Annotated in this window: 21 protein-coding genes; 16 read left to right on the top strand and 5 right to left on the bottom strand. The window is 32.0% G+C overall.

Annotated features, from left to right (window positions below):
- Nucleotides 1–88 precede the first annotated feature (88 nt).
- Nucleotides 89–574 (top strand): IPExxxVDY family protein, encoded by a 486-nt coding sequence (locus tag FNB79_RS03395; protein ID WP_143379964.1) that lies wholly within the window; start codon nt 89–91, stop codon nt 572–574.
- On the top strand, nt 574–2,016 hold the full coding sequence (gene pyk, locus FNB79_RS03390; RefSeq protein WP_143379963.1) for a pyruvate kinase: 1,443 nt from the start codon (nt 574–576) through the stop codon (nt 2,014–2,016). Before FNB79_RS03395 ends, pyk begins: the two co-directional genes overlap by 1 nt.
- 167 nt (nt 2,017–2,183) lie before the next feature.
- Here pyk and FNB79_RS03385 read toward each other — a convergent pair whose 3' ends face one another.
- The 3 genes from FNB79_RS03385 to dinB form a co-directional block, all read right to left on the bottom strand.
- The gene (locus FNB79_RS03385) at nt 2,184–3,527 is read right to left on the bottom strand and encodes a hypothetical protein (RefSeq protein WP_143379962.1); all 1,344 of its coding nucleotides are present in this window, start codon (nt 3,525–3,527) and stop codon (nt 2,184–2,186) included.
- Nucleotides 3,528–3,552: 25 nt separating this feature from the next.
- Nucleotides 3,553–5,970 carry a TonB-dependent receptor gene (locus FNB79_RS03380; protein WP_143379961.1) on the bottom strand — a complete coding sequence of 806 codons (2,418 nt, stop codon included), beginning with the start codon at nt 5,968–5,970 and terminating at the stop codon, nt 3,553–3,555.
- Nucleotides 5,971–6,203: 233 nt separating this feature from the next.
- The gene (gene dinB, locus FNB79_RS03375; RefSeq protein WP_143379960.1) at nt 6,204–7,304 is read right to left on the bottom strand and encodes a DNA polymerase IV; all 1,101 of its coding nucleotides are present in this window, start codon (nt 7,302–7,304) and stop codon (nt 6,204–6,206) included.
- A gap of 92 nt (nt 7,305–7,396) precedes the next feature.
- Between dinB and FNB79_RS03370 the strand changes: the two genes are divergently transcribed.
- From FNB79_RS03370 to FNB79_RS03355, 4 genes are all read left to right on the top strand, one after another.
- On the top strand, nt 7,397–8,074 hold the full coding sequence (locus tag FNB79_RS03370) for an NAD(P)H-binding protein (RefSeq protein WP_143379959.1): 678 nt from the start codon (nt 7,397–7,399) through the stop codon (nt 8,072–8,074).
- Complete coding sequence (locus tag FNB79_RS03365) at nt 8,055–8,528, top strand: CYTH domain-containing protein (RefSeq protein ID WP_143379958.1); 474 nt, start codon at nt 8,055–8,057, stop codon at nt 8,526–8,528. The genes FNB79_RS03370 and FNB79_RS03365 overlap by 20 nt, the downstream gene beginning before the upstream one ends.
- Nucleotides 8,525–9,070: a YciI family protein gene (locus FNB79_RS03360; protein WP_143379957.1), complete on the top strand. Its 546-nt coding sequence runs from the start codon at nt 8,525–8,527 to the stop codon at nt 9,068–9,070. The genes FNB79_RS03365 and FNB79_RS03360 overlap by 4 nt, the downstream gene beginning before the upstream one ends.
- A 240-nt stretch (nt 9,071–9,310) precedes the next feature.
- Nucleotides 9,311–9,712 carry an OmpA family protein gene (locus FNB79_RS03355; protein ID WP_143379956.1) on the top strand — a complete coding sequence of 134 codons (402 nt, stop codon included), beginning with the start codon at nt 9,311–9,313 and terminating at the stop codon, nt 9,710–9,712.
- Between the two features lie 339 nt (nt 9,713–10,051).
- Here the strand turns inward: FNB79_RS03355 and FNB79_RS03350 are convergent, their stop codons facing one another.
- Complete coding sequence (locus FNB79_RS03350) at nt 10,052–11,185, bottom strand: ATP-binding protein (RefSeq protein ID WP_143379955.1); 1,134 nt, start codon at nt 11,183–11,185, stop codon at nt 10,052–10,054.
- Between the two features lies 1 nt (nt 11,186).
- Nucleotides 11,187–11,939: an SDR family NAD(P)-dependent oxidoreductase gene (locus FNB79_RS03345; protein ID WP_143379954.1), complete on the bottom strand. Its 753-nt coding sequence runs from the start codon at nt 11,937–11,939 to the stop codon at nt 11,187–11,189.
- A 248-nt stretch (nt 11,940–12,187) separates the two neighbouring features.
- Here FNB79_RS03345 and FNB79_RS03340 point away from each other — a divergent pair, with 248 nt between their 5' ends.
- From FNB79_RS03340 to FNB79_RS03295, 10 genes are all read left to right on the top strand, one after another.
- Nucleotides 12,188–13,189, top strand: coding sequence for an AAA family ATPase (locus tag FNB79_RS03340; protein ID WP_143379953.1), 1,002 nt, complete (start codon nt 12,188–12,190; stop codon nt 13,187–13,189).
- A gap of 77 nt (nt 13,190–13,266) precedes the next feature.
- Nucleotides 13,267–14,130, top strand: a complete 864-nt coding sequence (locus FNB79_RS03335) for a DUF58 domain-containing protein (RefSeq protein ID WP_143379952.1) — start codon at nt 13,267–13,269, stop codon at nt 14,128–14,130.
- A 15-nt stretch (nt 14,131–14,145) separates the two neighbouring features.
- Entirely contained in the window at nt 14,146–15,831 is a 1,686-nt protein-coding gene (locus FNB79_RS03330) for a hypothetical protein (RefSeq protein WP_246073325.1), read from the top strand.
- A complete protein-coding gene (locus tag FNB79_RS03325) occupies nt 15,831–16,835 on the top strand; it encodes a VWA domain-containing protein (RefSeq protein ID WP_143379951.1) in 1,005 nt (334 codons plus the stop codon). Before FNB79_RS03330 ends, FNB79_RS03325 begins: the two co-directional genes overlap by 1 nt.
- Nucleotides 16,836–16,838: 3 nt before the next feature.
- Nucleotides 16,839–17,876 carry a vWA domain-containing protein gene (locus FNB79_RS03320; protein WP_143379950.1) on the top strand — a complete coding sequence of 346 codons (1,038 nt, stop codon included), beginning with the start codon at nt 16,839–16,841 and terminating at the stop codon, nt 17,874–17,876.
- The gene (locus FNB79_RS03315; RefSeq protein WP_246073324.1) at nt 17,873–18,805 is read left to right on the top strand and encodes a tetratricopeptide repeat protein; all 933 of its coding nucleotides are present in this window, start codon (nt 17,873–17,875) and stop codon (nt 18,803–18,805) included. Before FNB79_RS03320 ends, FNB79_RS03315 begins: the two co-directional genes overlap by 4 nt.
- A gap of 25 nt (nt 18,806–18,830) precedes the next feature.
- The gene (locus FNB79_RS03310; RefSeq protein WP_143379949.1) at nt 18,831–20,603 is read left to right on the top strand and encodes a BatD family protein; all 1,773 of its coding nucleotides are present in this window, start codon (nt 18,831–18,833) and stop codon (nt 20,601–20,603) included.
- Between the two features lies 1 nt (nt 20,604).
- The gene (locus FNB79_RS03305; RefSeq protein WP_143379948.1) at nt 20,605–21,363 is read left to right on the top strand and encodes a tetratricopeptide repeat protein; all 759 of its coding nucleotides are present in this window, start codon (nt 20,605–20,607) and stop codon (nt 21,361–21,363) included.
- A gap of 35 nt (nt 21,364–21,398) precedes the next feature.
- Nucleotides 21,399–21,698 carry a hypothetical protein gene (locus tag FNB79_RS03300; RefSeq protein ID WP_143379947.1) on the top strand — a complete coding sequence of 100 codons (300 nt, stop codon included), beginning with the start codon at nt 21,399–21,401 and terminating at the stop codon, nt 21,696–21,698.
- A gap of 232 nt (nt 21,699–21,930) precedes the next feature.
- A complete protein-coding gene (locus FNB79_RS03295; RefSeq protein ID WP_143379946.1) occupies nt 21,931–22,557 on the top strand; it encodes a carbonic anhydrase in 627 nt (208 codons plus the stop codon).
- The last annotated feature ends 93 nt before the right edge of the window (nt 22,558–22,650 follow it).

Genomic DNA, 22,650 nt, shown 5'->3' with positions numbered 1-22,650 from the left:
GTTTTCGTAAAAATATAACAATAAGATAAGTTAAAAAGGTCATTTTCGAATGCTTTTAAATGTTATCTTTACAGTTAAAGTAACGATTATGGCTATTCATAAACTTAATCTTGAAGACTTTCTTGAGGATGTCGATTATATTTTAATTGCCATACATAGTCGCTTAGAAGATTATAGATTAGCTTACTATTTAAATAAATATTTAAATTTAAGTTTAGTGAGAAGTGCACAAGATGTTGATTACAAATATTTTTCTGCCGCTTACTCTATATTTGAATGGAAAGACAAAGCCAATTTAATTACATATAATTTGGTGTCTAATATTTGTAAACGTGAAGAAGATAGCTTACAAAGCTCGGGATTACTGTTTGCAAATCAAGAAAAAATTATAAAGTCTTACAACTTAATCCCTGAGTTAAAAAATGTAGATTATTTAATGAAGATTACGAAAGAAGACTTACAAATAAGTGAACAATTAATAGTGAATAAAATCCAAGAAATACCTCAGGTTATAACAACTTATACGGTAAATGTGGATCAGATAAAATCTAAAGACAATTTAATTTTTAATTAATGTTGAAAAGAAAGAAGACCAAAATAGTGGCTACATTAGGGCCAGCGACAAGTACGAAAGAAGTTTTAAAAGGCATGTTAGACGAAGGTGCTGATGTGTTTAGAATTAATTTTTCTCATGCAAATTATGACGACGTTGCAGAACGTATTAGAATTATTCGTGAATTAAATGATGAATTCGGTTATAATGCTGCAATACTAGGAGATCTACAAGGTCCTAAACTTCGTGTAGGAGTCATGAAGGAAGAAGTTTTTGTGAATCCTGGAGACGAAATTATCTTTGCAACCGGAGAGCGATTCGAAGGGACTAAAGACCGTGTTTACATGACTTATAAACAATTTCCTCAAGATGCTAAAGCTGGAGAACGTATTCTTCTAGACGATGGTAAATTGATTTTTGAAGTTGTATCAAGTAATAATGTAGATGAGGTTACCGCTAAAGTTATTCAAGGTGGGCCTTTAAAATCTAAAAAAGGGGTAAACCTTCCTAATACTAATATCTCTCAGCCTGCACTTACAGAAAAAGATATTGAAGATGCTATTTTTGCATGTTCTCAACAAGTAGACTGGATTGCGTTATCTTTTGTACGTCATGCAGAAGATTTAATGCAATTACAAGACCTTATAAAAGAGCATAGCGAAAATAAAATTCCTATCATCGCTAAAATTGAAAAACCAGAAGCCGTAGAAAACATAGATAAGATTGTTGCTTACTGTGATGGTTTAATGGTTGCTCGTGGTGATTTAGGAGTAGAAATTCCAGCTCAAGAAGTGCCATTAATTCAAAAGCAGCTAGTACGTTGTGCTAAGAAAGCTAGAATTCCAGTAATTATTGCTACGCAAATGATGGAAACTATGATTGATAGTTTAACACCAACACGTGCAGAAGTTAATGATGTAGCGAATTCTGTTATGGATGGTGCAGATGCTGTAATGTTATCTGGTGAAACTTCTGTAGGGAAATATCCAGTACAGGTTATTAAACAAATGTCTAATATCATTAAAAGTGTTGAAGATTCGCCACTTATTAAAGTGCCACAATCTCCACCACATATTCGTACTAAACGTTATATCACCAAATCTATTTGTTTTCATGCTGCTAACATGGCAAACGAAATTAATGCACAAGCCATTTCTACGCTTACAAATAGTGGGTATACAGCGTTTCAAATTTCGGCTTGGAGGCCTTCTGCTCACATTTTAGTATTTACATCTAACAGACGTATTTTAACGCAATTAAACCTATTATGGGGTGTTAAAGCTTTTTATTACGATAGATTTGTAAGTACTGATGAAACGATTGAAGATGTAAATAAACTCGCTTGTGATAAAGGGTATCTTCAAGAAGGAGATATGTTAATTAGTTTAGCTGCAATGCCAATACATGAAAAAGGTATGGTAAATACTTTACGTGTTACCGAGATTACAAAATCTAGTATGTAAGGTATTTTAAAATACATATATAAATAATTAAATAAAGGTGTCTAATTTTAGAACTAGACACCTTTATTATTGGTACTATATTACGCTCTAAGTTAAAGTGAGGTAAATAAGTTTAATAAAAAAAAAGACTGTCTATTTAGACAGTCTTTTTGCTTTTTCGGGGTATTCTAGAATACTCCAATAAAGTGGCTTCCTTCTACATTGACTAATTCAGCACCTTTAGTTACTTCTCCAGTTTCGGTGTCTACAACATAAATGTTTCCGTTTTCACCAACAGGAGCTTGTGTTAAGTATATTTCTGTTCCATCTACAACAAATCCTTGATATTGAAATAAGTAGAAATCAGGATCGTAAGGGATTTCATCAATTTTAGTTGCAGTTTTAGTATTTAAATCTGCTAGAGCAAAAAATCCTTGAGCACCTGCTACGCCTTCAGCAGAACCATCATGACGGTAAGCAATAACTGCTTTACCATTAGAAGCTGGTCTCCAAGCAAGGATATAAGCTCCTTCTACACCAAGTGCATCATCTAAATTAAATACGTAAGAATCGTCGTATTCATTATCTGCATCAATTTTTAAGATATGAGACCCTTCTGGATCACTTTGGTTCGCTTGGTATACACTTCCGTTGTATTCAAAAGCATTAATACTTCGGTAACCATTAGTGTTTCCGTGTCCTACAGAAGATGAAATTACAGATGGGTTTAATAATGAAGGATAGTCTAATACAATTGTTTTAGAACCTAAAATTTCATAATCACTATCGCTTTCGGTCGTTGCAGGATCTACTTTGCTTAAACGTGCACCTATGTATAATTTATCGCCAGCTTCATTTAATGTAGGCATATCTATTCTAGAAATATAATATCCAGCAGCTTCTTCCTCTTCTGTTAAAGGCACACTGTGCTCTTGAAAATCGTTAATTAAAGAGTTTTGTAGATCTAAAGTCACAATACCCATTGTAGCCTCTGTACGAGTATAATCTCCGTTTTCATCAAATTCATTTTCTGTAGAAACATACACAGCTGCTCCAGTTTGGTCACCATCAAATAATTTAATCCATCTTGGTGCTGTTCCAACGTAAGGTGCAATACTAATTTCAGAACCCGTTTGTGTAAATGTTTGTCCACCTTCTACAGTGTATTTTGTGTAATTTCCCCCTGTGTCTCCAGCATAACTAATATTAAACATAGTATTACCATCTTCAGATGATTGTAATCTAGCCGTTCTGTTAGATGGAACAATAAAACCATAATCAAAAGGTTCTATAGATACTGTTGGGTCTTTAGCATCTTCACTACTAACAGAGTAAATTAATGTACCTCCGTTACCATCTCCTGGATCTTCTCCCATTCTTGCAGCAGCTACAGTTATCCATCGTGATTCTGTAGTTGGATCCGGATCTGGATCGATAGTGTTATTAGAATCATCACTACTACATGATGCAAATAAACCCATGGTTAATGCTATGGCACTAAGAACTTTGTAATTTAAAAAATTGCGTTTCATATTAAATAATTGTTTGTTGTTTTTATTAAAATTTATTGAGTGTGTAATTTAATTTTAGGTAAAATGCTCTTCCTGGTTTTTGTACAGATAAATTATCGTAAACGGCTTCATCAAATATATTTTTGATATCAAAACTCAATACTAAATTCTTATTTGGGAATGCATAACTTGCTCCAAAATCCTGAGATAATTGTTGTGGTACTAGAAAGAATTCATCTCCAACAGTATTAGAGCCTTGAGCTGTTAGGTACGAAAACTCATCTGTAAAATACATGGTATAGAACAGATTTAATTGCGATCCTTTTTGAATAAGATCTTTAAATGCATAACGTAAGCTAGCATTCATTGTAAAAAAAGGTGTATTGGGTATGTCTACTTCTGTACCTTGGGCCGTCTCAGTAGTTAAATCAAAATGAGATATATTAAAGTTGAAACCAAGATTATTTTTATACGTATAATTTAGTTGAGCATCAAATCCTTCTGATTTTGCATTCCCCTGATTTACATAGACTATTGTTTCGTCGTCTATATTTAGAGAGGTTTCTATTGGTAAACCTATTCTGTCTGTTATATCTCTTATAAAAAAGTTTGTAGAGATGGAGAAATCATGATTATTAAGTTTAAAGGTTCCAAATCTGAATCCAAAATTTAAATTTTTACTCGTTTCTGGTCTTATACTAGGGTTTGCAACAACATTATCTCCATCGTTACCAAAGACTTCTGTTTCATCTGGTAAACGGATTGCTTTTTCTGCAGATGTTAATAAAGACACATTTGAAAAAATATCGTAAGATAAAGCAAAACCATAACCGTTATCTTTATTATTACTTTCAATAATTTCATCTACAATTTGGTCGTTACCATCTTCATCTTCTTCAATAGCAGGATCTATATTAACTGTTTTTTGACGATAGTGTTTACCAAAAATATTAGCTTTTAATTTGTTGTCGAAAGCACTAAACTCGTAAGTAAGCGAGAATATATTTTTGTCTAAATCTCGTTGTCCCATAAACGTGTTTTCTAGAACAGATTTCATTACATCACTATCTTCTCTATCTACACGGCTAAACACATGGTTAAGCAATATTTTATGTTGGTTATTAAAGGCATAAGATACTCCAGATCGTACCGAAGCTACATATCTTTTTATAGTCGCTAAAGTTGGTCCGCCTTCTTGTTGAGAGCCCCAAGTGTATTCATATTCGTCTCCTTTAAAATCTATAGCTCGCTCACCATTCCAACTGTAAGCAGCGGCAACAGTATCGTTTACAACTCTATTTCTAGAACCGTATAAACCATGGATATTTACGTCTAAACCTTCAGTAAAAATATCTTTCTTTTGGTAGGTTACACTTCCCAATAATGCATCAGATTCTAAAAATCGGCCTTTATATGGTGTAATTGTCATAAAAGCACCATGTTGCACTTCTTTATAGTCGTCGGATCCTGTAATTCCTACAAAAAACTGATCGGCCCATTTAACATCTGTAAAACCAATTTCGGCCATTCCACCAATAGATTCATAAGCATCATTAAAACGTCTGGCTGTAATTGGTGTTTGCACACCACCTAAACCAGTTACAACAACACTTCTACCCGAAACTTTATAATCGTTATCAGAATAGTTGTAAAATCCAGAGGCTTTAACAGTAAATCCAGATGTTTCAAAACGATACAATCCATTAAGACTTGTTTGTAATGTATTAAACGACCCGTAAGAAACAGATGCATTTAAATTGTTTTTTGCACCTTCATTAAGTATAATATTAATCGCACCACCTAAAGCATCGTCTGCTAAATAGCCAGGAACAACCCCTTTGTAAACATCTATACGTTTAATCATAGATGGCGGTATACTGTTTAAGCTGAAAGATGATCCGTAAATAGAGATGGGGATGCCGTCAATAAAGATACGAACAGCACTACCAGACAAACCATTTAGGCTGTATTGCACGTCTGATCCTAAACCTCCACTTTGTCTGATGTTTACCCCAACGCTTGTTCTTAATAATTCGTTTGTTTGTATGTTTCTAAGGCCTGCTTCTTCTGTTTCTATAACATTTACAGAGAACCCTTTATCTTCAATTTTTTGTTTTGTAGTCTGAGATTTTACTAGTACTTCATCAAGATCATGATATTCTGCAAACTTTAAAATTGTTTTATGATTTTCTTCAGCAGAGGTGTGTGATACAGAAATGGTTTTAGAGTTTGCATTTAACGAATGAATTTGTATAGCATATGTTCCAAAAGGCACATTTTTAAACTTATAATTACCATTAAAATCTGTAGCTGTTTCTTTTGTGATGTTATTACCTGTTAATATTATATGAGCACCAAGTACAGGTTCATTAGTATCGAAAACAACATTACCTTTTAAAATTCCCTGTTGTGCATTAGCAACAATGCTAATTAAAAAAAGAAATAGAGTTAAGTGGTTTTTCATTAATGGTTTTTCTTAAAATTTTTAACAAAACTAATCTTATTTAGACTAAGTACAAATAAAAATAGTCGTTTTGAGAATAATTTTAAAACTCTGCTAATTTGATGGTTTTTATTTAATAAGAATAATTCTAAATTAAGAAAATGATAAATAAAAATTTACAAAACTGCTAATTCTGAATTATTTATAAGTGTTTTAGTATTATAAATTAGAATTTGAATAAAATTGAAATAAATTTAGAATTGAAGTTTTAATTGCACACTTACACTTTTTGAATCTGTATTTTTATGTTGCTTATCTGTATTAAGGTTAGAAATAGATATACCTAAGAGTCTAACCGAATTTGTTAATTTTTCCTGAATTAATAAAGATTTTACAGTATCCATTATTAAAGCCGCATCGCTAATAAAGTAATGAAGTGTTTTACTACGGGTTTGTAATGTAAAATCACTGTACTTAATTTTTAGAGTAATGGTTTTTCCTGCAACTTTACTTTTCTTTAAACGTCTAGAGACTTCTTCGGCAATGTGTTCTAGTTTTTCTAGCATAAATATTTCGCTAGATAAATTTTCACTAAATGTACGTTCTGCAGCCAGCGATTTTCTAATGCGGTTTGGTTTTACTTCGCTATTATGTATTCCGCGTACAACGTAATAATAATAACGCCCAGACTTACCAAAATGCGTGTCTAGATATTCAATGGTTTTAGCTTTTAAGTCTTTACCTGTATAAATTCCTAATTGGTACATTTTTTCGGCTGTTACTTTGCCAACACCATAATATTTACGAATGTCTAAGTCTTCTAAAAAGGTTAAGACATCTTCAGGGTTCACTGTTTTTTGTCCGTTTGGCTTATTGTAATCACTAGCAATCTTTGCAATAAATTTATTTATAGAGATTCCAGCAGAAGCTGTTAGTCCAACTTCTTTAAAAATTCGAGCTCTAATCTCTTCGGCAATAAGAGATGCGCTTGGATTCCCTTTTTTATTTACAGTGACATCTAAATAAGCTTCGTCTAAAGAAAGGGGTTCTACCAAATCTGTATATTCAAAAAAAATTGTTCTTATTTGTTTAGAAATTTCACGATAGCGATCAAAACGGGGTTTAACAAAAATTAAATCTGGGCAATTACGTTTAGCTTGTATGCCACTCATAGCGCTTTTTACGCCAAACTTTCGGGCTTCGTAACTTGCTGCACTTACAACACCTCGTTTTTCGCTACCGCCTACAGCAATGGCTTTCCCTTTTAGTTCAGGAGTATCCAATTGTTCTACAGACGCATAAAACGCATCCATATCTACATGAATTATTTTTCGTAAAGGAAAGTCAAATGTCATAAATTAGTGTAACAATACTATGGTTAATTGCAATCTGTTTTGTATACTATTACACAAATTTATAATAACTTTATTAAAGCAAATATAAACTTATGGGTAAAACAGCTATTGTATTAGGAGCAACAGGTTTAACTGGAAATAACTTATTGAATGCACTATTAAATGATAGCAGTTATAATAGGATTGTATTATTTAGTAGATCTACATGCGGAATTAAAAATGCAAAGATTACAGAATATTTAATAGATGTATTTGAGTTAGATAATTATAAAACTTTATTTCGGGCAGATGTAGTATTCTGTTGTATAGGAACTACCAAAACTAAAACTCCAGATAAAACCATATATCATAAAATAGATTATGGTGTTCCTGTGGTGGCAGCTAATTTGTGTGTTAAAAATAATATAACTCGTTTTATATGTATCTCTGCTTTAGGAGCAGATTCTAAAAGTAAAATTTTTTATAACAGAACTAAAGGCGAAATGGAGGCTGTTGTATTATCTTTAAACCTTAAACACACGTATTTGCTTCAGCCTTCTTTAATAACAGGTCCTAGAAATGAGTTTAGGTTGGGTGAAACAATAGGTAAAGTGTTAATAAATATAGTGTCGCCATTGTTTATAGGAAAATTAGAAAAATATAAACCCATACAAACCAAAACAATTGTATCTGCTATGCTGTGGTTAGCAGACCACTCGTATAAATTACAATGTATTCCGTCTGAGAAGATAAAAGAAATTGCAAAAGAATATGATAGAAATAGAGCGTAAATTTTTAGTAACATCTAATGCCTTTAAGGCAGAGGCTTTTAAGCAAACTAAAATTGTTCAAGGATTTTTAAATACAGATAAAGCGCGTACGGTACGCGTAAGACTAAAAGGAGAGGAAGGTTTTATTACTGTAAAAGGGCAATCTACCAAAAATGGTCTGGAACGATTTGAGTGGGAGAAACCTATAGAAAAGACAGATGCAGAAGCGCTTTTAAAATTATGTGAAGCTGGAGTGATTGATAAAATTCGTTATGAAATTAAAATGAATCAACATACTTTTGAAGTTGATGAATTTTTTGGAGCTAATGCCGGACTCATCATTGCAGAAGTAGAATTAAGCTATCCTACAGAAGTAATTTCTAAACCACTTTGGTTGGGAAAAGAAGTAACTGGAGAGGTTAAATATTATAACTCTCAGCTTAGCAAAAAACCTTATAAAACATGGGGAATATGAAATATTTAATATGTATAATGCTTACATTAATATGTTTTAGTTGTAATAAAACTGAAAAAACAGCACCGTCAACATCAAAGGTATTGGATAGTTTAAATACATTGACAGCTTTAGATTCTGTGAAAGTAAAACCTGAAACGGAACAAGTAGTTAAAAGTTATAAAGACATAAAAGCAGATTTAGAAGCAAAAGGTTTTGAAACTTTTGATTATATAGATCAGGATACAAACGATACTATTTTAATGCAACAATATTTTATAGCTTTTTTAAAAGGGGGAACCGTTAGAACTCAAAATGAAGAAGAAGCAAAAGATTTGCAAGACCAACATATAGCTCATTTAAATAAAATGTACAAATTGGGTTATGCAGATATATCTGGACCTTTTGGAGATAATGGCAATCTACGTGGTATTACTATTTATAATGTACCTACCCAAAAGATGGCAGATAGTTTAGCTCATGCAGATCCAATGGTAAAAGCTGGTCAATTAGAGGTCGAAGTTAAGCCATGGTGGGCTGCTAAAGGATTTATGTTGCGTTAAACCTATATAAATTACTTTATTAAGAATTTAGATTATTAAATGCTATTTATATTTATTTATAAAGCACTTTCAAGACACTGAAAGTGCTTTTTTGTTTTGGTAAAAGTGCTGTATTTTATTTTGTTGAAAATAAATCAAAATTTTAATACCTTAATATTCAATAATTTAAAACCAAAACCAATGAGTAGAAAAGCAGTTTACCTATTAGGTGTATAGTTAACCATTATTTTAGGTACAATTTTGTATTGTAAACGTTGTACATCATGTTGTAAGGAGGAAACAATTGTATCAGAGTCGGGGGTTAACATTTCTAAATCGGCCACGGAGTATTCGTTTTTAATACAAGATTTTAGCGGTAGTTTTAGTCTAAATGTTACAGACAACTTTAACTTTAATACGTCGGGTATTGTTATTGTTAAGCCAATTTCAAAAACGGTAGAACAAGGTGTCGAACGTTTAAAAAATTATTTAAGTAATAACCCCTTAAAAACAATTAGTATTACAGGATTGTATGTAAAAGACGAACAAAATACTTCTGCATTTCCAAATTTAGGCATAGCTAGAGCAAATGCAATTAAAAGTTATTTTGTAACAAAAGGCATTTTTTTCTCAGCAAATAGATGTGTTTGGGGCGTTATATAATAATATGATCCCAGATAGCACAGGGATATATCGCGGTCCAGAACAAGCTAAATTAGTATACCAAGGTGAGTGGAAAAAACTACAAGAGTGGCAGGGTAAATTAAAAGGAGGAAAATAAAAAAAGTTGAAAAATTAAAAAACCGACTAATAGGTTAGTCGGTTTTTAAGTCTCAAAAAATAACATTTTTTCAATGCCAAATGTATTGGGAGAAAAAAGTTAGATTTTGGTATTGACTAATAGCGGGTCAAAGATATTATCTTATTAGTATTGTTTGTGTTGAATTATATAATTGGTTTAAAAAAACACATACTTGGTAGTTTTTGCTGTATGTTTAAAATTTAGTTATATTTTACTTTACGCAAGATTCGTAAGGTTTCTTTGTAAATAATATACACTTCTAAGCTATAGGCTTTTAAATAGGGTTTAGCTATATTAAGTTTATTGATGGCTTCTGGGAAATTGTTTAAATAACATATTAAATAGGTAGCCGGTAAGTTTTTAATGTCTTTTTGTTCAGAAGATGTAAGGGCTAAGCCTTTTTTTAACTTATCTATAATTGCATTATTGGTATTGTAAATGTGGTGCAGAATTTTCTTGTCGTATTGTGGAGGTTCAAATAGTAATTTAGTGTTTATATGATAACTGGCATTATCTTTAAAACGAATAGTTGTTTTTTCTAAGGGGTAATAATTGTAAGAATCTTGTAGTCCTAAATGTACGTATTCAATGATATTAAAAGTGTCTTCTGTAATGGTGATGGATACTTCGTCTAAAGCCGAATAGAATAAACGAACTTGCTCATTTATTAACTCAATATCTACTCTAGAATAATAGGTGTTGTTTTTAACCACTTTTTTTTGTCCTGCCCAACAGACTACAAAATATTCTTTAAACACTCGATATTCTGGATGGTAGTTTTTTCTAGAATTAAAAAAATCGAACACTCCATTTAATGTATATTCAATGTTATTTTGTGCGTGATTTTCAATAGATTCAACAATTTTAGAATTCACATCCTCTATGTTAATATCGTAAGCTTTAGGCATGCTTATACTGCCATCTCTAAAAAAAACTGCGCCACCATAATATTTCCAAATGTTTTTTCTTAATGAAGTAATTTTATTATTTGCACGTATGGTTACTAACCCAACAACTTTATGATTGGGTAAACTAGGAAAAGGAATGTTTTCGTATTGTACAATTGGAGGATAGGTAAGATAAGCATTAATTAAATTTTGAATCTTACTGTCGTCAAAAAAATCTACTCCAATAATTTCATTGTCATCGTCTTCAACACCAATTACAATGTAAGAATTGTTATTAGGGTTGCTATTAGATAACGCACAGACATGTTTAAGAAATTTGGCTTTACCTTCTTTTTCGCTTATGTTTATCTTGCGCTTTTTATCATAAAAGCTATTTTCATCATTATGTGCTAATAGGTTTTTAATAAGAAGTCGCTTATTGATCATGTTAGTCTTTTTTTACGGTAGTAGAATTGGCTTGTGCAGTTGGAAATACTAGTAAATCTGCAATATTAACATGGTGTGGTCTGCTTATTACAAAATAAATAATCTCAGCAACATCTTGTGGTTGCAAAGCTTTAAACCCTTTGTAAACAAGATCTGCTTTTGGGTCGCCTTTAAAACGCACTTTTGAGAATTCGGTTTCAACCAATCCCGGGTTAACTGCACCAACTTTTATTCCGTAAGGATTCATATCTATGCGCATGCCTTCTGTAATGGCTAGCACAGCATGTTTAGTGGCGCAATATACATTACCTTTTGGGTATACTTCTTTTCCAGCTGAAGAACCAATATTAATAATGTGTCCAGATTTGTTGGCAACCATTTTTGGCATAATTGCTTTACTTACATATAGTACACCTTTTACATTAATGTCCATCATAGCATCCCAATCTTCAAGATCACCGTCTTGTATAGTGTCTAAACCATGAGCATTTCCTGCGTTATTTATTAAGATATTAATGTTGCTAAAAGCTTCTGGAAGTGAATCTATAGCATGTAGTACGGATTTCTTATCTCTGACATCAAAATTTAAGGTATATATGTCTGTTAGGTTTTCAAGCTCTTTTTGTATGGCGTCTAAACGGTCTTGTCTGCGACCACAAAGAATTAATTTAATATTGTGTTTTGCAAATTCATATGCTGTAGCTTTTCCTATGCCGCTTGTGGCACCAGTAATTAGTGCTATTTTGGAGTTCATATTGTGTTTATTTAATAAATTCTTTTATAAAAATACTTAATAGACTTTAAAATATACCAGAGTGTACGTTAATAATTAACAAATTCTAGAAGTATTTAGATTGTAAATTTTATTTTTATCATCGAAAATCTTAATTAAGGCATAATCTTTAATTTTTAACCAATTATTAACAGCTAAACACGGAAAATTTTAACAATTTGCAAGGCATTAAAAATGCTTACTAAATTCGAGTTTTTAAAAAATAGAATATGGAGGATACCAGTACTGTTGATATTAAATCAATCAACGAAAAGATAGAAAGAGAAAGTGCTTTTGTCGATTTACTTACATTAGAAATGAACAAAGTAATCGTAGGGCAAAAACACATGGTGGAACGTTTACTTATTGGATTGTTAGGTCGAGGACATATCCTTTTAGAAGGGGTGCCTGGATTGGCAAAAACACTTGCCATTAATACATTGTCTAAAGCTATAAATGGTAGTTTTAGTCGTGTGCAATTTACACCAGATTTATTACCTGCAGATGTAGTAGGAACTCTAATTTATAACATTAAAGAGAATGACTTTTCTATTAAAAAAGGACCAATTTTCGCAAATTTTGTATTAGCAGATGAGATTAACAGAGCACCTGCAAAAGTACAATCGGCTTTATTAGAAGCAATGCAAGAAAAGCAGGTAACTATTGGAGATGAAACGTTTATATTAGATAAACCATTCTTAGTAATGGCAACTCAAAACCCAGTAGAGCAAGAAGGAACTTATCCGTTACCAGAAGCACAAGTAGACCGTTTTATGTTAAAAACGGTTATTGATTACCCTAAATTAGACGAAGAACAACTTATTGTTCGTGCTAATTTAAGAGGTACTTATGAGAAAGTAAATCCAGTGGTTTCTGTATCACAAATTTTAAAAGCTCAAGAAGCTGTAAGAGAGGTATACATGGACGAAAAAATTGAGAAATATATTCTAGATATTATTTTCGCAACACGTTACCCGGAAAAATATAGATTAGCAGATTTAAAACCTTTAATTTCTTTTGGAGCGTCACCTCGTGGTAGTATTAACTTAGCAACAGCTGCTAAATGTTACGCTTTTATAAAACGTCGTGGTTATGTTATTCCAGAAGATGTACGTGCTGTTGTATACGATGTTTTACGTCATAGAATAGGAATTACTTATGAAGCAGAAGCAGAAAATATAACTTCAGAAGATATTATTAGTAAGATTGTTAATGAAATTGAAGTGCCATAGTAGTTTAATTTAAGACTAAAGAAATACGGTTTATGGTACCTATCATAAATCAAAAATTCACTATCGTAAATTGAAGCATGGACACTAAAGAATTACTAAAAAAAGTACGAAAAATTGAGATTAAGACACGCCGTTTGTCTAATCATATTTTTGGAGGAGAATATCATTCTACCTTTAAAGGTCGTGGTATGACATTTAGTGAGGTGCGTCAGTATCAAATCGGTGATGATGTTCGTAATATAGATTGGAATGTCACTGCCCGATATAATGAGCCTTATATTAAAGTTTTTGAAGAGGAGAGAGAATTAACCATGATGCTTATGGTTGATGTATCTGGATCTGAATTATTTGGTACAGAGCAACAATTTAAAAACGAGATTGTTACCGAAATAGCTGCTACTCTGGCCTTTTCGGCAACACAAAATAACGATAAAATAGGTCTGGTCTTATTCTCTGATACTGTAGAACTTTACATTCCACCAAAAAAAGGACGCTCACATGTATTAAGAATTATTCGTGAACTTATAGAGTTTAAACCTAAAAGCAAAGAGACTAATATCGTTGAAGCGTTTAAGTTTTTGTCTAGCGTAATGAAAAAACGAGCCATCGTTTTTGTGTTGTCAGATTTTATTGCAGACGAATATAAACAGACGTTAAAAATAGCTTCAGGTCGCCACGATGTGACCGGAATTAGAGTGTATGATAAACATGAAGAAAGTATCCCTAATTTAGGTGTGGTACAAATGCAAGACGAGGAAACAGGAGAGCTAATACTCGTGAACACGTCGTCTAAAACGGTAAGAACAAATTACAGTAAATATTATCAAGAAAAAGTAAATTATTATAAAGATAGCTTCGCAAAATCTGGAGCAGGAACTATAGATTGTCGTGTAGACGAAAGCTATGTAAAAAAATTACTAGGCTATTTTAAACGCAGATGATAATCTTGTATAATTATGAAAATATTTAAATTCCCAATATTGAATCAATTTAAGAAAAGCCTGTGTTTACTCTTTGTATTCGGTCTATTTTCTGGTGTTATCTATGCACAAAATGTAACCTCTGGAATAGATTCTACCTCAGTAAAAATAGGAGCACAAATTACTTATAAAATTGAAGTAGAAACAGACACTACAAATTTAGTGGTCTTTCCTGAAGGGCAAACTTTTACGCCCTTAGAAATGATACACTCATATCCTGTAGATACTACTAAATTAAGCGATAAGTATAACTTAATAAAAAAATACGGACTTACACAGTTCGATTCTGGACACTATACTATACCGGTACAAAAAATAGTAATTGCCGATAAAACTTTTCAAACAGACTCGTTACAGGTTGAAATTAGAGATATTGTTGTAGATTCTACAAAACAAGGTCTTTACGATATTAAGCCTCTTATAGAGGTTGAAAAAATGAATAATAACTGGTGGAAATTACCACTCTACATTCTTTTAGGTTTAATTATAATTGGTGCACTTCTATATTGGTTTATTTGGAGAAAAAAGCCCTTAACAGAAGAAGAAGAAATTGCATTATTGCCGCCGTATGAGCGAGCTAAATTAGCACTTAAAAAACTAGATGAAAGTCAGTTGTTAGTTCAGGAAGAAATTAAAGAATACTACTCAGAGTTAACTTTAGTGCTTCGTAAGTATTTAGACGAAAAAGTTTACGATAGAGCTTTAGAAAGTACTACAGACGAGCTAGTAAACAGATTGCATTTATTAAAAGAAGGCAATCAGATTGATTTTAGTAAAGACACAATTAAAAATATTGAAAGCATTTTAAAACGTGCCGATTTGGTAAAATTCGCTAAATCTGCGCCAGATATTGCACTGGCCGAAATAGATAAGCAAACCATTGCTTCTGAAATTGATCACGTAAAAGAAGTGCTTCCAGAACCAGACGAAGAAGAAAAACTTTTAAATCAGCAATATAAAGAAGCGCAAGAACGTAAAAAGAAGCGCAGAAAAATCATGATTTCTGTTGCGGCAGGACTTGGAGTAATTGCATTGGTTTTTGCAGGTTTTGTTTTTAAATACGGATTTAATTATACTAAAGATACACTGTTAGGCGTAGAGACTAAACAGTTGTTAGAAGGAAAATGGGTGCGTAGTGCATATGGTTATCCGCCAATAACAATATCAACTCCAGAAGTATTAGCGCGTTTAGAAACACCAGTTCCAGACGAATTAAAAGATAAAATTCATAGCACAAAATTTGGTTTTGGAACCCTTCAAGATAATTTCAGTGTAACTGTATCGACTTTAAAAACAGTAGCTCAAAATCCACAAGCTCCTCAAAGTGCAGGACAGCAGCCACAGGAGAATCAGGGTATTGAGTTAACTGAAGCAGCAGAACGCGCTATAAAACAATTTGAACTTAACAAGGTAACAGATATTACGGTAAAACAAGAAGAGTTTACAACACCTAATGGAGCTCATGGTTTAAAAACCTTTGGTAACGGACATATTCCTGTAGGTAATTCAGATAATTACGTGTCTGGACATTATATTATGCTTCATTTTACCAAACAAAACGTATTACAAGAAATTATAATTACATGGAAAAACGACGATGTATATGCTCAAGAAATGGCTGATCGTATTGTAAATTCCGTAGAACTAAATAAAGCAGAATAATGTTTGAAGGTATAGAATTTTTAAACAAGGAGGTATTCTGGTTGCTATTATTACTGCCATTAGCAATTGTGTGGTATGTTTTTAAACAAAACAAGCAGAATGCCGAGTTAAAAATGTCTAGCATTAAGGGGTTTAAGGTTACTAATTCATGGTTACCAAAATTAAAACACTTATTGTTTGCATTACGCTTATTGGCTTTAGCATTATTAATTACAGCTTTGGCTAGACCACGTACTGTAGATGTCTCGTCTAGAACTAATACAACTAAAGGTATAGATATTGTAATGGCTATAGATGTCTCGGCAAGTATGTTGGCAAAAGATTTAAAGCCTAACCGTTTAGAGGCTTTAAAAGATGTAGCATCTGAGTTTATTAAAGAACGTCCGAGTGATAGAATAGGTTTAGTAGAATATGCTGGAGAAAGTTACACAAGAACTCCAATTACAAGTGATAAAGGTATTGTAATTAGATCTTTAGACGATATTAAATATAATAATATTATTGAAGGAGGTACCGCAATTGGTATGGGATTAGCAACTGCCGTTAACCGTTTAAAAGATAGTAAAGCCAAAAGTAAAGTTATTATTTTACTTACAGATGGTGTTAACAACTCCGGTTTTATTGATCCTAAAATTGCAAGTGAAATGGCAGTAGAATTTGGTATTAAAACGTATACCATTGGTTTAGGGTCTAACGGTATGGCATTATCTCCAATAGGTATTTTACCTAACGGAAGTTTTCAATATGGGCGTGTACAAGTAGAGATAGACGAAGCCTTATTAGAAGATATTGCTAATGTTACAGGAGGTAAATATTTTAGAGCTACAGATAATAAAAAGCTAGAAGAAATTTACGAAGAAATTAATAAGCTAGAAAAAACAGATATCGAAGAGTTTAAGTATTACAATTATCAAGAAAAATTTCGTCCGTTAGTTTTATTGGCAGGACTATTATTATTACTTGAAATTTTACTTAGATCTACACTATTTAAAAGTTTTATATAATAGATGTTTCAATTAGAAGAAAAAATATGGTTTTGGGCATTAGGTGTCATTCCGGTGATTATAATCATCTATTTGGTGCTGCAATTATGGAAACGCCATACTCAAAAAAAATTCGCAGATAAAGCACTTTTAAAGCGGTTAAGTCCAAACAGATCGGTATTTAAATCAGTTTTAAAATTAGTAGTAATGTGTTTAGCATTTGCTGCTTTAGCCATAGCATTGGTAAACCCTAAAGTAGGAACAAAATTAGAAACGGTTAAGCGTGAAGGCGTAGATATAGTGTTTGCTGTAGATGTTTCTAAAAGTATGTTGGCCGAAGATATTGCGCCTAATCGATTAGAAAAAGCAAAACAATTAGTTACACAAATTATAAATAATTTAGCAAGTGATCGTGTGGGTATAATTGCTTATGCAGGGAAAGCTTTTCCGCAATTGCCTATTACGACAGATTATGCTTCTGCAAAAATGTTTCTTCAGAATATGAATACAGACATGATGTCTTCTCAAGGAACTGCTATAAATGAAGCTATTAATTTGGCTAAAACGTATTATGATGATGCCGAGCAAACCAATCGTGTACTTATTATAATTTCAGACGGAGAAGACCATAGTGAAGTCGCTGCTCAAGTTGCCGAAGAAGCTGCAGATGAAGGCATCAGAATTTTTACTATTGGAGTTGGAGACGTAAAAGGTGGACCCATTCCTGAAAAACGAAATGGTATTGTTATGAATTATAAAAAAGATAGCAATGGAGAAACCGTAATTACAAAACTTAACGAAGAAACACTTCAAAATATTGCAAATGAAGCCAATGGTGTATACATAAATGGTAGACAAACTAGCGAAGTTGTAGATCAAATTCGAGATATTCTTAACGGTATGGATAAAACAGAATTTGAAGCCAAACAATTTGCTGATTATAAAGATCAATTTCAATGGTTTGTAGCTTTAGCAATTTTCCTTTTATTTATAGATATTTTCTTACTAGAACGTAAAACTGGCTGGTTAAAGAAGTTAAACTTATTTAACGAAAACTTATGATAGTAAAAACTAAAAAATTAGTATTATTAGAAGATTTTGGAATGTATGCTATGAAAAGTATTGTGTTAATATGTATTGCCTTAAGTACAATTTTATCTGCGGCACAAGAAGATAACGAAGCACTTCTTGAGGCTAAAAGACAGGCTAATAATTTTGTTTTTGAAGGGAATGAGAAAATCCAAGGCGAAGATTATGTAGCAGCAGAAATGGAATACAGAAAAGCAATTTCTGAAGAACAATCTAACGTTTCTGGTATTTATAATTTAGGTACTGCATATTATAAAAAAGGAAACTTTGAAGAATCGCTTTACAGATTACAAGAAGCAGCTAATAAAGCAACCGATCGTGCAGAAAAGCATAAAGCATTTCACAATATCGGAAATATTTTAATGCAAAATAAAAAGTGTAAAGAAGCGGTTGAAGCCTATAAAAATGCATTGAGAAACGATCCGTCAGACGAAGAAACACGTTATAATTTTGGTTTAGCTAAAGAATGTGCTAAAGAGCAAGAAGAGCAAAATCAAAATAACGATGATAATCAAGACGATAATCAAGACCAGAATCAAGATAATCAAGATCAAAACCAGGATCAGAATCAAGACAATAAAGACCAAGACAACGAAGATAAACAGGACGAGGGCGAAGATAAAGATCAGGATAAACAGGATGAAGGCGACCAAGATAAAGATCAAGGCGATCAGGACGAGAATGAAGATGGAAAGCCTAAAGACGATAAACAAGATCCCGGAGAAGGAGATCAGGATAAAAAAGAACAGCCTCAGCAGCCAAAACCACAGCAAGGACAAATGTCTCCCCAACAAATTAAAAACTTGTTAGAGGCCATGAATAATCAGGAACAGAAAGTTCAAGAAAAAATCAATGCTGAGAAACAAAAAGGTGAACGCGTTAAAACCGATAAAGATTGGTAGTTTGTTTTTTTAGAATGAATTTAAAATGAAAAGGATAAAACACATAGTTACAGTTTTAGTTTTGTTGGTTTCAAGCATAACTTTTGCACAAGTTAAGTTTGAAGCGAAAGTGAGTAAAACAAAACTAGGTATAAATGAAAGACTGCGAGTAGATTTTGAAATGAATCAAGATGGCGATAATTTTAATCCGCCAAGCTTCTCAAATTTCACTGTTGTAGGCGGACCAAATCAATCGGTAAGTAAATCGTGGGTTAATGGCGTGTCTCAATTTAAAAAAACATATTCTTATTTTTTAGCACCAAAAAGTCAAGGAAATTTTACATTAAGTCAAGCCACTATTGAGATTGATGGTGAACTGTATAAAACTTCACCAATTAAAATTAGTGTAACTTCTGCCGTAAGTAAACCTAAAGATGGCAATAATGCAGATTATGTAGCCTCAGAAAATATACATTTGGTTGCCGAAGTTTCTAAAGCAAACCCCTATTTAAATGAAGCCATTACTGTTATTTATAAACTATATGTGTCTACAGAAACAGGAGTAAGTAATTGGCGAGAAATAAATAGTCCAAAATACAGCGATTTTTGGAGTCAGAATATTGATATTAAAGGGTTAAAAATTCAAAATGGAACTTATAAAGGCGAGCCGTATAGATATGTAATTTTAAGAAAAACAGTGTTATATCCTCAAAAAACAGGGAAACTAGAAATAGAACCACTAAGTTTAGACTTAACGGTAGATGTGCCTACTAACAGACGCGATATTTTTGGAGGTAGATTAATGACTCAAGTTCATAAAACAGTATCTGCAGGAGAGCGTACCATTACTGTAAAACCGCTTCCAGAAAAAGGACGTCCAGACGATTTCACTGGGGCTGTTGGAGATTTCAATTTTAAGGTAACATCATCAAAAACAGAATTAAAAGCCTCAGAATCTTTAAATTTAGAAGTGAAGGTTACAGGTAATGGAAATTTAAAATTATTTGAGTTACCTAAAGTGGTCTTACCAAGCTCTCTAGAGGTTTACGAACCAGAACATAATGAGAATGTAAAAACAAATTTAAATGGTATGCAAGGTGAGATTTCAGATAATTATACTGTAGTTCCACAGTATAAGGGTAAATATCCAATTCCTAGTATATCCTTTACTTATTTTGATGTTAAGACAGAAACGTATAAGCGTATTAGTTCAGACGAGATTGTAGTAGACGTTACGCAAGGTCCTAATAATATTGCAACAACACCTCCAAATGCAACTTCAGGACCTAATAAACAACCTGTGGTTTTAAATAAAGATCATTTTGCTTTTATTAAAACCAATACAAATTTAGAGCCTATAGTGGCATCTCACTTCTTTAAAACGAAGTTGTTTTGGGGATCTGTTATTGTGCCTTTTTTATTGATACCATTAGCTATGGTATTTAGAAAACAAAAAGCAGTAAGAGATGCAGATGTTACAGGAAATAAAATACGTAAAGCCGATAAACTAGCTAAGAGATATTTAAGTGAAGCTAAAAAAGCATTGAATAATAAAGACGCTTTTTATGTGGCCTTAGAAAAAGCACTGCACAATTACTTAAAAGCAAAATTACATATTGAAACTAGCGAATTAAGTAAAGACAGAATACAAGAATTATTATTAGATAAGGGTGTTGAAAGTTCTGTAATTACAGACTTTACATCTATATTAGAAAGTTGTGAATTGGCACGTTATACACCATCTACGCAAGAAACTATGCAGCAAGATTTTAATAAGGCAGCAGGTACAATTTCTTTAATTGATAAACAAATTCGTTAAGATGAAAACAGTTTTATACATACTAATGATATTGTTAAGTAGTGTAACTATAGCACAAGAACAAGATCTTAACTCGGTTTTCGAACAGGCAAATACACTTTATAATGAAGGAAAATATGCTGAAGCTATAGATAAGTATCAGTCTATTTTAGATAGTGGGATGCATTCTAGCGAGTTGTTTTTTAATTTAGGAAACGCACATTATAAATTAAATCATGTAGGCCCAAGTGTGTATTATTTTGAAAAAGCCTTAGAATTGGCACCCAACGATAAGGATATAAAAAATAATATAGCTTATGCTAGAAATATGACTATTGATGCTATAGATGTTGTTCCTGAAGTAGGTATATCAAAACTTTTTAATTCTATTACAAGTGTATTGAGTTTCGATGGTTGGGCTATATTGGCTGTTACAATGTTTATATTGTTTGTAGTATTGTTTATTAGCTACTATTTTGCAGAATATACTAATAAAAAACGTATTGCTTTTACGACAAGTTTAACTGTATTATGTATTGGATTTTTAGCATTATTCTTTGCCTTTCATAACTATAATATAAAGCAAAATGATAATCCTGCTATAATATTTGCACAAGAAAGCGAAGTAAGAAGCGAACCTAATTTAAGTAGCCAAGAGGCTTTTAAATTACATGAAGGTACTAAAGTCCAGGTTCTAGACACCGTAAACAATTGGAAAAAGATAAAGCTCTCTGATGGTAAAACGGGGTGGATAACTAGTTCGGATATTAAACTTTTATAACTATTTTTACATTAAATTTAAATTTAATGTAAAAATTGAAGTCTAAATATTTGGTATCTATATTGTTTTCTGTCATCTTCCTATTATTTATATCTGCACCAACACTACTAATTGTATTAAAAGTAGATGTAAGCTTTTCAACATTTTATAATTTAACAGAAGAAGAAATTAGTAAAGAAACACTTAAGGTATATAGTGATGTTTTACCATGCACTAATGCTTTAGACTGGAGTTTTTGTATTCAAGAAAATACGCTCTTATATGTTACCTATCTTAATTTTTACTCTCAATGTACTATAGATCATAGTTCGCCACCACCAGAATATGTTGTTTGATTAGTTTATTTTATTTTTACTATAACTAAGCATAATAAATAAACTACTTAAGGCTACTATTTCAATAGTATTTAGAATTAACTTTGTTTAAATTTAAAATCTTAGCATTAATAATCTCTATAGATTTAAATTAAAACGAAATTTAAAATTATAAATTTACATTCAAGAGCACGTTTTTTAAAGTGATAAATCTTGAGGATTAAAACAAAATAAACAGTTTAAAGTCGATATTATGGTATTAAAAAATGTTTTTAAAAATAACGAAGAGTGGATTAAGAATAAATTAGCTCAAGACGATCAGTATTTTAATAAGATAGGTCAAGGTCAAAGTCCAGAGTTTTTATATATAGGGTGCTCAGATAGTCGCGTAGATGCAGAAGGATTAATGGGGCTAGAATTAGGACAAGTTTTTGTGCATAGAAATATTGCCAATATGGTGCCTAATACCGATTTAAATGTAATGTCTGTAATAGATTATGCTGTAGAGCATTTAAAAGTTAATCATGTTGTGGTTTGTGGCCATTATGGTTGCGGAGGTGTAAAAGCAGCAATGCAATCGGCAGATTTAGGTTTATTAAATCCGTGGTTAAGAAATATTAGAGATGTATATCGTATTCATGCCACAGAATTAAATGCGATTGAAGACGAAGATAAACGCTATAATAAGCTAATAGAACTTAATGTTCAGGAGCAATGTGTTAATTTAATTAAAACATCTGCAGTTCAGAAAGCTATACGATCTAGAGGTGTAAAAGTTCATGGTTGGGTTTTCGATATCCATTCAGGAAAATTAATTGATTTAAAAATTGATTTTGAGGCGATTTTAGAAAATATTATGGAAATCTATCATTTGGATTAATTGTATATAGTATTTAAATATAAAAGCCACTCTTAACGGAGTGGCTTTTAACTCAAATAAAAAAAATACACTCTTGTATCGAGTGGCATTTGT

Origin of the sequence: Formosa sediminum (genome assembly GCF_007197735.1) — a bacterium.
Taxonomy (GTDB): domain Bacteria; phylum Bacteroidota; class Bacteroidia; order Flavobacteriales; family Flavobacteriaceae; genus Formosa; species Formosa sediminum.
The sequence above is the reverse complement of the archived record's forward strand: the minus strand, read 5'-3'. Positions and strand labels throughout refer to the sequence as shown.

Bases quoted from the DNA above. Each gene is read 5' to 3' on its own strand.
- FNB79_RS03395 (WP_143379964.1), top strand. From the start codon at position 89: ATGGCTATTCATAAACTTAATCTTGAAGACTTTCTTGAGGATGTCGAT.
- pyk (WP_143379963.1), top strand. From the start codon at position 574: ATGTTGAAAAGAAAGAAGACCAAAATAGTGGCTACATTAGGGCCAGCG.
- FNB79_RS03385 (WP_143379962.1), bottom strand. From the start codon at position 3,527: ATGAAACGCAATTTTTTAAATTACAAAGTTCTTAGTGCCATAGCATTA.
- FNB79_RS03380 (WP_143379961.1), bottom strand. From the start codon at position 5,970: ATGAAAAACCACTTAACTCTATTTCTTTTTTTAATTAGCATTGTTGCT.
- dinB (WP_143379960.1), bottom strand. From the start codon at position 7,304: ATGACATTTGACTTTCCTTTACGAAAAATAATTCATGTAGATATGGAT.
- FNB79_RS03370 (WP_143379959.1), top strand. From the start codon at position 7,397: ATGGGTAAAACAGCTATTGTATTAGGAGCAACAGGTTTAACTGGAAAT.
- FNB79_RS03365 (WP_143379958.1), top strand. From the start codon at position 8,055: ATGATAGAAATAGAGCGTAAATTTTTAGTAACATCTAATGCCTTTAAG.
- FNB79_RS03360 (WP_143379957.1), top strand. From the start codon at position 8,525: ATGAAATATTTAATATGTATAATGCTTACATTAATATGTTTTAGTTGT.
- FNB79_RS03350 (WP_143379955.1), bottom strand. From the start codon at position 11,185: ATGATCAATAAGCGACTTCTTATTAAAAACCTATTAGCACATAATGAT.
- FNB79_RS03345 (WP_143379954.1), bottom strand. From the start codon at position 11,939: ATGAACTCCAAAATAGCACTAATTACTGGTGCCACAAGCGGCATAGGA.
- FNB79_RS03340 (WP_143379953.1), top strand. From the start codon at position 12,188: ATGGAGGATACCAGTACTGTTGATATTAAATCAATCAACGAAAAGATA.
- FNB79_RS03335 (WP_143379952.1), top strand. From the start codon at position 13,267: ATGGACACTAAAGAATTACTAAAAAAAGTACGAAAAATTGAGATTAAG.
- FNB79_RS03330 (WP_246073325.1), top strand. From the start codon at position 14,146: ATGAAAATATTTAAATTCCCAATATTGAATCAATTTAAGAAAAGCCTG.
- FNB79_RS03325 (WP_143379951.1), top strand. From the start codon at position 15,831: ATGTTTGAAGGTATAGAATTTTTAAACAAGGAGGTATTCTGGTTGCTA.
- FNB79_RS03320 (WP_143379950.1), top strand. From the start codon at position 16,839: ATGTTTCAATTAGAAGAAAAAATATGGTTTTGGGCATTAGGTGTCATT.
- FNB79_RS03315 (WP_246073324.1), top strand. From the start codon at position 17,873: ATGATAGTAAAAACTAAAAAATTAGTATTATTAGAAGATTTTGGAATG.
- FNB79_RS03310 (WP_143379949.1), top strand. From the start codon at position 18,831: ATGAAAAGGATAAAACACATAGTTACAGTTTTAGTTTTGTTGGTTTCA.
- FNB79_RS03305 (WP_143379948.1), top strand. From the start codon at position 20,605: ATGAAAACAGTTTTATACATACTAATGATATTGTTAAGTAGTGTAACT.
- FNB79_RS03295 (WP_143379946.1), top strand. From the start codon at position 21,931: ATGGTATTAAAAAATGTTTTTAAAAATAACGAAGAGTGGATTAAGAAT.